Source organism: Polaribacter sp. Hel1_33_78 (assembly GCF_900106075.1).
Classification (GTDB): Bacteria; Bacteroidota; Bacteroidia; order Flavobacteriales; family Flavobacteriaceae; genus Polaribacter.
In genome coordinates, this window is sequence record NZ_LT629794.1 from 848,965 (window position 1) to 862,018 (window position 13,054).

Genomic DNA, 13,054 nt, shown 5'->3' on the forward strand with positions numbered 1-13,054 from the left:
TTGAAGCTGATCTTTATTTTTACCATCAAAAAAGATGAGTGAAATTCAATTTTCCAATTTATACTCTCTTAAATTCTAAATTTAAGACCATAAAAAAATCTAGAAAATACAGATTAAAATTAAATTTATTTTTAGTCAATTGCTTTTTTAAAGGCATCTTTACCTCCCACAATTGGAATTGTAATTGTAGTTCCTTTTAAATCAACTGTTAATTCAGTTCCTGGCTCTGGCAGCAAGGTGTAATTATTATCACTAGAAAAAATCATTAAACCAATTTGTTGTCCTTTTTTTATAATTTGATCATCAGGTTGAAAATCGAAAGTCATTTTATAAAACTTACCAGGTTTCAATGGTTTGCTTTCTGTTAGCGATTTGTGATTTTGTAAATCTGCCCAACCCCGGGTAATAATATTATCGGTTATTTTTACTATTCTATCCTTATTCCATGGCAAAGAAACTAAATAAACAGATAAATTTACAGCAGCTTTAGAACTTGCTGCTTTAATTGTTATTGATGATAAACCAGAGATATGAATATTTTCTTTTAAAATTGGGGTAACATATAACAAACGATGATTTGTGTAACCTGCTTGTGCCAAAGTTTCTGCGGAAAAAGAATAATTATCTACCAAAGTTTCTTTGGCTTTCGATGATGATTTATTTAGGGATAAACCTCCAACTTTAGGAGCTCCGCCATTTAAATAAAAAGTAACAGCTTCTGCTTCTGGGTTTGGATAATTTTTATAAGAAGTTGGCTCATTTTTTTTATCATTTTCTCTTACAATCCAAGCTTTTGCATCATTCTCAACGTTGTTTTCAACTCCATGTAAATAACGAGTAAACCAACGATTCATCATTTTCATCGGTGGTGGACCTCCATGACCATTTTGATGGTAAAAAATTTGAGTTTGTAAGCCCATTTCCGAAGCTTTTTTATATATTCTATAACTATGCTCAGGCATTACATTCCAATCATTAAAACCATGAGACATTAATAATGCAGCTTTCATTGGTTTCATTTGATTTAGATAATCACGTCCAGCCCAAAAGTCATTATAATCTCCAGAGGCTCTGTCCATACCATTTGCCATTTCAGTGTCTCTCACAACTTTATTATTTCGTGCTCTATTTTCCTCTTTTCCACTATGAATAAAATCGTATAACACATCTATATCTTCACCTAAATAACCTCCAGGAGAACGTACCAAACCATTTGAGCGATAATAATGATAATAAGAAGTATTTGGGGCAATTGGAATAATTGCTTCTAAACCTTCTACACCAGTTGTTGCAGCTGCTAAAGGAATTGTTCCATTGTAAGAAGTTCCTGTCATTCCTACTTTACCTGTAGACCAAAATGCTTTCACTTCTTCACTTCCTTCTCTAGAAATAAACCCTTTTGCACGACCATTTAACCAGTCTATAACTGCTTTTGGTGCTAAAGATTCATTATCTCCACCAACAGTTGGTGCACCATCAGATAATCCAGTTCCTGGAGAAGAAGAATGCACAACAATATAACCTCTTGGCACCCAGGTTTTAATATGAGAATTTGAAATAATTGGTCTTTTTCCTCTTCTTGTAACTTCTGGATGAACAATATCTGCTACTTTCTCTCCAAGTTCATGTTTTACATTCCAAAAAGCTCCTTCTGTATCTGGTGCAACACCAGCAAAATAAGGGCTAGAGATATATACAATAGGTAACTTTAAACCTTCGCTCTCAGTTTGCGCAGGTCTTGATACATCTACATGCATTCTGTCTAATCTTCCATCTCCGTCCGTATCAAATGAAGTTTCTACCCATAAATCATGACGTAACCAATCTTTTGGATTTTTAAATGCTTCTACTATTTGTGCTTCTCCATCTTTAAAAACGGGTACTGCTTTTTCTTGAGACTGTATTGAATAGGTAATAAGAAAAAGGAGTAGGAATTGAATTTTAATTTTCATGAGTATATGTTTTTAAAATCTAGTAGTTGTATAATTAAACTCGTTATTTCAATACTGAAAACTCAATGCTAGAATCAGTAAAAACAGTATGTGTTTGTGTTTTAAAATCTTTCTCATCAGCTTTATATATATTGTCTACATAAGTTTGAGGATTCAAATCTATTAAAGGGAACCAAGTACTCTGCACTTGTATTTGTAATTTATGTCCTTTTTTAAAGGTGTGAAAAACATCTTGTAATTTTATATTAACATCCGTTTTTTTGTTTGGTGTAAATGGTTCTGGAAATTCAAAACTATTTCTAAAACGACCGCGTAAAACTTCACTTCTAACCATTAAATGATAATTACTCATTTTTAAATGATCTTGTAAACCTTCATTATCTTCGGCCAAATCTGAAGGATGCACGTCAATTACTTTTACAATCCAATCTGCTGCGGTTCCGGTAGTTGCGACTTTAAGTTTTGCTAAAATATCTCCAGCTAACGTTAAATTTTCGGTTAAAACATCCGTTTCAAAAACCAGAACATCTGGTCTTCTTGCGGCAAAACGTTGGTCATCTGTCATATATTTTCTTGGCGTAAAAACGGTTTTGATATCTTCGGAATATGGAATAGGTCTTTTAATATCACTTATAAATTTAATTTCTTTTGATGCTTTTTTAGTAATAGTCAATTCTTGATTTTCTGATAAAAACCAATCTTCTTTGATTACATTTTTTGGAGGCCAAGCATCATAAGTTTTCCATTCTTTTTTACCAGAATCAAAAACATAGGCTTCTGGTAAACCTGAATTTTTATCCCCTTTTCCTTTTAAGAAATGATTAAAGAATTTTGTTTCAATTTCTTTCTGAAATTTTAATGAAATAGAATCTCCAAAATAATAATTTCCTACAGAATTTCTAACCCTAGAACTTGCCCATTTTCCATGGTCCCAAGGTCCAAAAACAAGTGTATTGTAATTTTCTATTCCATTTTTTTCAATTCCTTTGTAGGTTTCTAAAGGCCCATATAAATCTTCAGCATCAAACCAACCACCAACAATCATCGTTGCCACAGAAGACGGAACTTTATTCATATGCTGTATAATTCCTTTACTTTTCCACACGGAATCATAATTAGGATGTTCTACAATTTCTTTCCAGAAAAAATCATCAATTTTATCTTTATTTTCAGCAGTTTTCACATCTAATTTATCATATTGAAAATATTCATTCAAGTTTTTTAGAGGACCTTTGTCTAGAAAAAATTGATATTGATCTTGCGAATTCATTTTTGGAAAAGAATACCAAGCAGAATTTGTAGGTGCATCTTTGTAGGTTCCAAATAAAGAAATTGCTCTAAAATAACTTAATAGAAATGCGCCATTATGATGAAAATCGTCAAAGAAAAAATCCCCAATACAAGCTTGTGGAGAAGCTGCTTTTAAAGCCGGATGCGCATCAATGGCAGAAATAGTGGCATAATGTCCGGGATAAGAAATTCCCCAGGTTCCAACATTTCCATTATTGTATTCAACGTTTTTTACAAGCCAATCAATCGTATCAAACGTATCAGAGACTTCGTCAGATTGGTTTGCTGTTTTATTTGGAATGTAAGCACGCATATTATCATAAACCCCTTCGCTCATCCAACGACCGCGAACATCTTGATACACTACAATATTTCCTTCTTTCATTAAATGAATATTCGGGCTAATTTTAGTTTTCATTTTACCTGCTCCATATGGCGCAGAACTGTATGGAGTTCTTTGCATTAAAATAGGATATTTTTTACTGTTGTCTTTTGGAGTGTAAATGGTTGTGTGGAGTTTAGTTCCATCTCTCATTGCAATGTCAACTTCTTGCTTTGTGTAGTTGTCCAGAACATAAGTGTCTTTTTTAAGTGTTCTTTCTTGTGATGATTTATCACAATTTGTGATTAGAAAAAAACTAAATATTGCAAGAATAATATATCTACGCATGGGGAAATTATTTTAAATTATTGCTAAAGCTACAAAACAAAAAAAGAATTATTAAATAAATGAACTGTTAAAATGATTTTAGATACTTTTATCATGGATTAAAAATTCATAAAATGAAAAGATTATTTTTCCCTTTGTTGCTGATTATAATACTAAGTTGTCAATCTAATAGTATAAACAAGAAAAATCCAATTAAGGAAGAAGTATCTCAAAAAAAAACGTTTCTAAAGTTAGAAAAAGAAAGATATAACGTTGCTTTTTTAATTATGGATGGAACTTTTAATACAGAGTTAACTGCCCCTTTTGATATTTTTCAACATACAATTTTTAGAAAAAATATTAAAGCAATGAATGTATTTACAGTTGCAAATACAGATCAAGCTATTACCACTTTTGAAGGTATGAGAATTATGCCAGATTATAATTACCTTAAAGATTCGTTACCAAAAATTGATATTTTTGTAGTGCCTTCTGCAGAACATCATTTAAATTCTGATTTAGAAGATATAGCTATGATTGATTTTGTGAAGCAAGTTGATAAAGAAGCTACTTACGTTACCTCTCATTGTGATGGTGCTTTTGTATTGGCAAAAGCAGAATTATTGAAAGGTAAGGTTTCTACTACTTTTCCTTCTGATATTAATACAATGAGAAAAATGTTTCCTGAATTAGATATCAGAAAAGATGTTTTATTTGTGCATGATGGAAAATATATTACTTCAGCTGGAGGTGCAAAATCGTTTGAAGCAGCTTTGTATTTATGCGAATTTTTATACGGTAAAGAGGTTGCAAAGTCTCTAGCTGGTGGTTTAGTAATTGATTGGAATGTAGATACAGTTCCACATTTAGTTGTTAAATAGACATTAAAAATTATGATAATGGCATCAGGATAAAGAAAGCGCTGGTTCTTTTTGATAAGAAAAAACACCGATCTAAAACGTTACTAATAGCTGTTCTTTGCGGAGCATACCTTTGCAGTAAAACCCATCCGTAAATAAATCAACCTATAAACTGCGTCGTCAACTAAAAACCCTTATTTTTGCAAAATATGCAGGAAACAAAAAAACATCAATTAACAGATTGGTTACCAACTACAAACAAGGAAGTTAAAATTCGTGGTTGGGATCAATTGGATGTTATTTTATTTAGTGGAGATGCTTATGTAGATCACCCTTCATTTGGACCAGCTGTAATTGGTAGAATTTTAGAAAGTTATGGTTTGCGCGTAGCAATTGTGCCACAACCAAGTGTAACAGATAATCTTCAAGATTTTGAAAAATTAGGAAAACCTCGTCTGTTCTTTGGGGCAACTGGTGGCTGTATGGACCCTATGGTTAGTAATTATACCGCTAGTAAAAGACGACGAGATAAAGATGCGTATACGCCAAATGGTGATAAAGGGTTTAGACCTGATTATGCAACGTCTGTGTACTCGAAAATTTTAAAAGAAAAATTTCCTGATGTTCCTGTTTTAATAGGCGGAATTGAAGCTTCTTTAAGACGTGTTACGCACTATGATTATTGGTCTGACAAGTTATTACCAACTATTTTAGAAACTTCTAAAGCAGATATGTTGGTGTATGGAATGGGAGAGCAACCTTTGCGTGAAATTGTAGAGTTATTGCAAAAGGGTGTTCCGTTTTCTAGCTTAAAAAATATAAAACAAACGGCTATTTTTATCAATCAAAAGGAGGAAAGTTTACCAGTGGTAAACGATTGGGAAGATGTAACAATCAATTCTCATAAAGCTTGTTTAGCTGATAAAAAAACATTTGCTTCAAATTTTAAAGTGATTGAACAGGAATCTAATAAATTAAAGGCAAGAAGAATTTTACAGGATGTTGAGGGGAAGACATTGGTGATTAATCCACCTTTTCCAACAATGACAGAAAAAGAAATTGATGGTTCCTTTGATTTACCTTTTACGCGTTTACCGCATCCAAAATATGATAAACGTGGACCAATTCCTGCGTTTGAGATGATAAAATTCTCAATCAATATTCATAGAGGATGTTTCGGTGGTTGTAGTTTTTGTACTATTTCTGCCCATCAAGGAAAATTTATTGCGAGTAGAAGTCAAGAATCTGTTTTGAAAGAGATTGATAAAGTGGCAAATATGCCAGATTTTAAAGGTTACTTATCTGATATTGGCGGGCCTTCTGCAAATATGTATCAGATGAAAGGAAAAGTACAATCTATTTGCGATAAATGCGTTGCACCAAGTTGTATTTCGCCAGTAATTTGTTCTAATCTAGATACATCTCATAAACCATTGACGGAATTGTATCAAGCGGTTGATAAACATCCAAAGATTAAAAAATCTTTTATTGGAAGTGGAATTAGACATGATATGTTGGTGCCTGAATTTAATAAAAATGCAGATCCAAAAGAGTTAGATGCGTATACAGAAGAAGTAATGACAAAACACGTTTCTGGACGATTAAAAGTCGCGCCAGAACACACTTCTGATCCGGTTTTAAAGTTAATGCGTAAACCTTCGTTTAAGTATTTCCATATGTTTAAAGAACGTTTTGACAAAATAAATATAAAGAAAAAATTGAATTTACAATTGATTCCGTATTTTATTTCTAGTCATCCAGCCAGCGAAGTAGAAGATATGGCAAATTTAGCTGCAGAAACCAAAGATATGGGCTTTCAGCTTGAACAAGTGCAAGGTTTTACTCCGACGCCAATGACGGTGGCAACTGTAATTTATTATTCTGGATATCATCCTTATACACTAAAACCAACAAAAACTCCAAAATCAAAAAAGGAACGTGAAGATCAACATAAATTTTTCTTTTGGTACAAGAAAGAAAATAAAGATTGGATTCGGAATACTTTAAATAAAGTTGGAAGACAAGATTTATTAAAAGTATTATTACCAGATTCTAATTCTTGGAAAAAGAATAAAACGACTCATAAAGTAGCGCAGCATACTTTCGATGATGCGATTCCTTTTAACAAACGAAAAAAGAAAGTTAGCAGAGCTCCTAAAAAGAAAAGGAGGTAGTAATTTTTTTAAGTTGATTACTTTTTTAAATTTAGTTCCCAATAATTTGTATTTTTTTAGAGTTGGTTAATGTGATAAAGATTAAAGTCCACTTTTAAATCTTTCATGCTCTCCTTTAGAAATGGTAAAAATACTTTTTGTTGTAAAATAGTATTGTCATTATAAATAAGCTTGGTTTTATAAGTGTAAGGTCTTATTTCAAAATAGGTATACTTGTTTTTTATGCTATTTTAGTAATTACATTAGCTATCATAACCTTACTTTTTTAAATGTTTCTATTACAATTTTTATTTTTTCACAGCAATAAAAATATGAGGACTTAAAGAGCCTCTAAAAACTCATCATTTTGATTTATTTTCTTAATTTTTTCAAATACTATTTTTTTATATAACATGTGCTTAAAGGTGCTTTTTTAAGTTTTAAGGTATTGAATTTTAATGATTTAACCAAAAATAATTGTTAAATATTGGATTTTTAAGACCAGAACTATGAATTATTAGTATTTTTAGAAGGAATTATTTATACATCAAACTAATGAAATTTACCAAACTTGTTTTTTTATTGTTTTTTTCTGTAATAGTAAGCAGTAGCTCACAAGCGCAAGATTATTTTTTTAAAGACAAAGCTCCGTTTAATAAAGTCATTCCAACTCCAGAAGAATTTTTAGGATACCCTATTGGGGAACAACATACGAGACACGATTTAATTGTTGCCTACTTTTATAAACTTGCTGAAGTTTCTGATAGAGCAACTATAGAAGTGTATGGGAAAACTCACGAACAAAGAAAGTTAGTCATGCTAACAGTTTCTTCTCCAAAAAATTTAAGCAATTTAGAAAGTATTAAAAACCAGCATTTAGCTTTTGTTGATCCTAATAAAAATCCAAAAAACTATAATGATGTTCCAGTATTTATTCAATTAGGGTACAATGTTCATGGTAATGAACCATCGAGTTCAGAAGCAGCTTTATTAACTGCTTATACTTTAGTTGCATCAACAAATTCAGAAGTAATTAACTATTTAAATAAATCTATCATTTTTATAGATCCAACCATTAACCCAGACGGTAGAGATAGACATACGCAATGGGCTAATCAATTTAAAGCAAAAGCATTAGTGTCAGATAATATAGATGCAGAACATAATGAAGCTTGGCCTAGAGGAAGAACGAATCATTATTGGTTCGATTTAAATAGAGATTGGTTATTAGGAGTTCATCCAGAAAGTAAAGGAAAATTAAAATGGATGCATAGTTGGTATCCAAATGTGGTTACAGATTTCCATGAAATGGGCACAAATAGTAATCATTTTTTTGAACCTATGAAACCAATTGGTTCTTTGGATCCAATTATGCCAAAAGAAAATTATGAAGATTTGAATGATTTATTTGCTCCTTATTTTTCGAGCGCTTTAGATAAAATTGGCTCTTTTTATTATACAAAAGAATCGTTCGATGGAACCTATCCAGGTTATGGCTCTTCGTATCCAGATTTACAAGGAGGTTTAGCTTTGTTGTTTGAACAAGCAAGTTCTCGAGGACATGTGCAAGATACAGATTATGGTAAAATGACATTTGCATTTACTATTAGAAATCAATACACATCTGGTTTTGCAACTATAAAAGCTGCAGTTGAGAATAAAGCATTTTTAAGAAAGTACCAACAAACATTTTTTAAAACAGCAATATCACAGAAAGCAAAAACTGGTTTTGCTGGTTATGAGTTTGGAGATGCTTATGATATGAATCGGAATAAAGCATTTATAGAACAATTATTATCTCATAAGATAAAAGTTTATAAAAAAGGAAAAAAGTTTGTTGTTCCTTTAAAACAAGCTCAACATAGAATGGTACAAACTATGTTCGAAACATATTCTAAATATAGAGATAGTGTGTATTATGATGCTTCGGCTTGGAGCGTTGCTAATTTCTACAATATGAAATCTAAAGGATTGAAATCTGTAAAATTAGGAGCAGAAATTAAATCCGTAAATGGAATCGTAAACAATACAAAAATTAAAAAATCTAGTTATGCTTATATTTTAGATTGGGACGATTATTATACCCCCGCAGCATTGTATTATATGCAATCTAAAGGATTAACTGTTGCATCGGCTTTCAAGCCTTTTACTATCAGCACGAATAATGGAAATAAAAGTTTTAACTACGGAAGTTTATTAATTCCGATTAGCAAACAAAAAAAATCAAGTGCAGAAGTATATAAGATTGTTTCAGCAGCGCAGACCAAATATGATATTCCTGTTTTTGGAACTAATAGTGGTTATAGTATTAAAGGGATTGATTTAGGATCTAATAATTTTAGAGCCTTAACAAAGCCTAAAGTAGCTATGTTAGTTGGCGAAGGTGTAAATTCTTTAGAAGCAGGAGAAGTTTGGCATTTACTAGATACGAGAATAGACATGCCAATTACAAAAGTTAGAATGAATAATTTTAGAAGAGCAAATCTAGATAAGTATAATACACTTGTAATGGTGTCTGGGAACTATTCGCAATTAGATTCAATACAAAGGCTAAAATTAAAAAATTGGGTTTCTAAAGGAAATACCATTGTCACCATTGCGGGTGGATCTAAATGGCTGATTGATAAAAAAATAGTAAAAGAAAGTTTGACTAAAAAACCGAAAGTTAAAGATAAAAAGAAAGAAGAAATTAAACGGTTACCATTTGTAGATGCTAGAGAGAATAAAGGAAGAGAAAGAGTGGGAGGGATAATTTTAGAAGTAGATTTAGACTTAACACATCCTTTAGGTTTTGGTTATCGATCAGAAAAATTACCAGTTTATAAAAACAACATGATATTTTTATCTCCAAGTAAAAACGCATATGCTACTGTTGCAAAGTATACTAATAATCCTCACATAGACGGATTTATCACTCAAAAGAATTTAGATACTTTTATTAAACCTTCAGCATCTTTATTAGTAAGTAAAATTGGCAAAGGAAGAGCAGTTTTATTTGCAGATAATCCTAACTTTAGAGGTGCTTGGTACGGAACCAATAAATTGTTTTTAAACGCACTTTTTTTAGGTAATAAATTTAATTAAAACAACGAACTTAAGTTTACGATAATGACAAAAAAACTAATAATAATCTTCGCTTTCATTTTTAGCTTGCAAGGATTTTCACAAAAAGAATATTTAGGAGATGGACCTTATTCTCAATTAATCATAAGAGGTGTAATGTTAATAAATGGAGATGGTTCTCCGCCCCGTGGGCCAATGGATATTGTTGTCGAAAACAATAAAATTGTAGACATGCAAATTGTTGGTTACCCAGGTGTAAAAATTAATGAAAAGAAAAGACCAATATTAAAAAAAGGGGGCAAAGAATTAGATGCAAACGGAATGTATTTGTTACCAGGTTTTATAGATATGCATGGTCATATTGGTGGCGAAGCCCAAGGAGCTAATCCAGAATATGTTTTTAAATTGTGGATGTCTCATGGAGTTACAACCGTTAGACAACCAAGTGGGCGTAACGCAATTGAACTAAAACGCCAAAGTGCTGAGAATAAAATTGTAGCTCCAAGAATTTTTGAATATACTGGCTTTGGTTCGGGAAGTAAAAAACCAATTACAACTGTAAAACAGGCGAAAGAATGGGTTAGGTTGAATGCAGAAAATGGAGCTGATGGAATTAAATTTTTTGGAGCAGAACCAGAAATAATGGCTGCTGCAATTGAAGAAAATAAAAAATTGGGATTAAGATCTACTGCCCATCATGCACAATTAAGTGTTGCACGATGGAATGTTCTGCATTCCGCTAGAGCAGGGATGACATCAATGGAGCATTGGTATGGATTACCAGAAGCATTATTTAATGACAGAACCATTCAAAACTATCCTTTAGATTATAATTATCAAAATGAACAACATCGTTTTGAAGAAGCTGGAAAATTATGGAGACAAGCTGCAAAACCTTACTCTGACCATTGGAATAAAGTAATGGATGAATTATTGAGTTTAGATTTTACACTAGATCCAACCTTTAATATTTATGAGGCTAGTAGGGATTTACAACGCGCAAGACGTGCGGAATGGCATGAAGATTATACATTACCTTCTCTCTGGAAATTTTATGAACCTAGTAAAATATCACATGGGAGTTATTGGCATTATTGGGGAACTGAGCAAGAAGTTGAATGGAAAGAGAATTTTAAACTTTGGATGACTTTTGTAAACGAATATAAAAATAGAGGAGGTCGTGTAACAGTTGGTACAGATTCTGGTTTCATTTATCAATTATATGGTTTTGCATATGCAAGAGAACTTGAATTATTGCGCGAAGCAGGATTTCATCCTTTAGAAGTAATACGAGCAGCGACCTTAAATGGTGCTGAAGCATTGGGTTGGGATCATAAAATTGGCTCAGTACAAATTGGGAAATTAGCAGATTTTGTTATAGTTGAAGAGAACCCTTTAGTCAACTTAAAAGTTTTGTATGGAACAGGTGCAATTAAATTAACAAAAGACAATGAAGTGGTTCGTGTTGGTGGTGTAAAATATACTATTAAAGATGGTATTGTATATGATGCAAAACGATTATTAGCGGACGTAAAAAGAATGGTTGATAAGGAAAAAGTAAAAACGAATTGGAAGTTGAAACAGCCTGGTATTAAGGATTAGGTTTCAGATTAAAATTATAATGATTAAGGTAGTAATTAATTAAAAAGATCAGATATATATTGGTTGAATTCCACCAATCAAAATGCTGTTTTTTATTCCCTCATGGAGGTCAATAGATAAGAACTTTAAAACAAGAAAATAGATTTCATGCCTAAAAATATGGTGAAAAGTTAGACCAGAATTTAACTTTGATAAACTCCTATACTTAATTGTTTTTATTTAAATAATTCGCTAAATATACACTTGTAGCTGCGCAAGCCTGTAATAGGTATCCACCAGTTGGAGCATCCCAATCTAACATTTCGCCATTGCAAAATTGATTGGGTATTTTTTTAAGTTCAAAATGTTCAGAAAGTGCAGTTAAATCAATTCCTCCAACTGTGGAGATTGCTTCATCAATGGATGCCATATTTATTATTTCTAAAGGAAATTTTTTAATGTTTTTTGCTAATGATGCTGTATTTAAATAAGAATCTTTGGGTAGAGATATTTTTAATAAGTCTATTTTAGGAGCGCTCAGCTTGAGTTCTTTTTTTAAAATCTGTGTTGTATTTCTATAAGTAGATGATTTTATTTTGGAATGAACTTTTTCTAATGTTAAGGAGGGTTTAAAATCGATAAAAATAGTTGCTTTTGATTTTGAAGATAACTGTTCTCTAATTTGCGGACTCAATCCGTAAATAGCATTTCCTTCTAATCCAAACCTAGTAATAACGGCCTCTCCTTTTTGAATAATAGCGCTACAAGAAATAGCAATATTTTTTAGAGGAATTCCTTCGTTTTTTTCTATAAAATTAGGACTCCAATCAATTTTATATCCGCAGTTAGATGCTTGAAATGGTTTGGTTTTGATTCCTTTTTTAGAAAAAGTATCTAGCCAACTTCCATCAGATCCAGTGACTTTCCAGCTTCCGCCGCCTAGAGAGAAGATGGTGTAATCTGTTTGTAATGATATGTTATTAATAATTGGGTTATTATGATTATCCCAATCAGAGAAAGTGTGCTCATATTTTATAATAACTCCTTTTTCTTTGAGATGTTTTAGAATTACACTCAGTACTTCAATAGGTTTAATTCCCTCTTTTGGGTAAACTCTTTTACTGCTCCCTACGTATGTTGGAATCCCAATTTGATCGAGCCAATTTCTAAAATCAGTATTGGTGAAATGAAGCAGAGCTTTATCTAAAAAATCATTTGACGTGTAGCGTTTTATAAGCTGCTCAGTTGGTTCGGAATGCGTTAAGTTAAAACCACCTTTACCCGCAACTAAAAATTTACGACCAACTGTTTTGTTTTTTTCATAGATGGTAATTTTAAATTTTTTAGCATCTAAAAAAGCAGCTAATAAAAAAGCTGATGGTCCACCACCCAAAATAGCAATCTGTTTTTTCATGACACAAAAATAGTTGTTGTTAAAATGTTTAAAACGGTTTTATAAAATTATTTTATTTATTCCGAGTAATCAGTACCTAAAATAAAAGAAAT

At 31.7% G+C, this 13,054-nt stretch carries 7 protein-coding genes; 4 read left to right on the forward strand and 3 right to left on the reverse strand.

The annotated features are described in order from the left end of the window. Window positions 1-131: 131 nt before the first annotated feature. Window positions 132-1,952 carry a Xaa-Pro dipeptidyl-peptidase gene (locus BLT88_RS03695; RefSeq protein WP_091953080.1) on the reverse strand — a complete coding sequence of 607 codons (1,821 nt, stop codon included), beginning with the start codon at window positions 1,950-1,952 and terminating at the stop codon, window positions 132-134. 43 nt (window positions 1,953-1,995) lie between these two features. After that, a complete protein-coding gene (locus BLT88_RS03700) occupies window positions 1,996-3,912 on the reverse strand; it encodes a CocE/NonD family hydrolase (protein WP_091953082.1) in 1,917 nt (638 codons plus the stop codon). A 113-nt stretch (window positions 3,913-4,025) separates the two neighbouring features. On the opposite strand from BLT88_RS03700, the gene BLT88_RS03705 reads away from it, so the two are divergent. From BLT88_RS03705 to BLT88_RS03720, 4 genes are all read left to right on the forward strand, one after another. Further along, window positions 4,026-4,772, forward strand: coding sequence for a DJ-1/PfpI family protein (locus BLT88_RS03705; RefSeq protein ID WP_036787236.1), 747 nt, complete (start codon window positions 4,026-4,028; stop codon window positions 4,770-4,772). Between the two features lie 188 nt (window positions 4,773-4,960). Beyond that, window positions 4,961-6,925 (forward strand): YgiQ family radical SAM protein, encoded by a 1,965-nt coding sequence (locus BLT88_RS03710; RefSeq protein ID WP_036787234.1) that lies wholly within the window; start codon window positions 4,961-4,963, stop codon window positions 6,923-6,925. A 534-nt stretch (window positions 6,926-7,459) separates the two neighbouring features. Then, the gene (locus tag BLT88_RS03715; RefSeq protein WP_091953084.1) at window positions 7,460-9,988 is read left to right on the forward strand and encodes a M14 family zinc carboxypeptidase; all 2,529 of its coding nucleotides are present in this window, start codon (window positions 7,460-7,462) and stop codon (window positions 9,986-9,988) included. 24 nt (window positions 9,989-10,012) lie between these two features. Next, window positions 10,013-11,569, forward strand: a complete 1,557-nt coding sequence (locus BLT88_RS03720) for an amidohydrolase family protein (protein WP_091953086.1) — start codon at window positions 10,013-10,015, stop codon at window positions 11,567-11,569. Window positions 11,570-11,774: 205 nt separating this feature from the next. Here the strand turns inward: BLT88_RS03720 and BLT88_RS03725 are convergent, their stop codons facing one another. Beyond that, window positions 11,775-12,962 carry an NAD(P)-dependent oxidoreductase gene (locus BLT88_RS03725; protein WP_091953088.1) on the reverse strand — a complete coding sequence of 396 codons (1,188 nt, stop codon included), beginning with the start codon at window positions 12,960-12,962 and terminating at the stop codon, window positions 11,775-11,777. Window positions 12,963-13,054 lie beyond the last annotated feature (92 nt).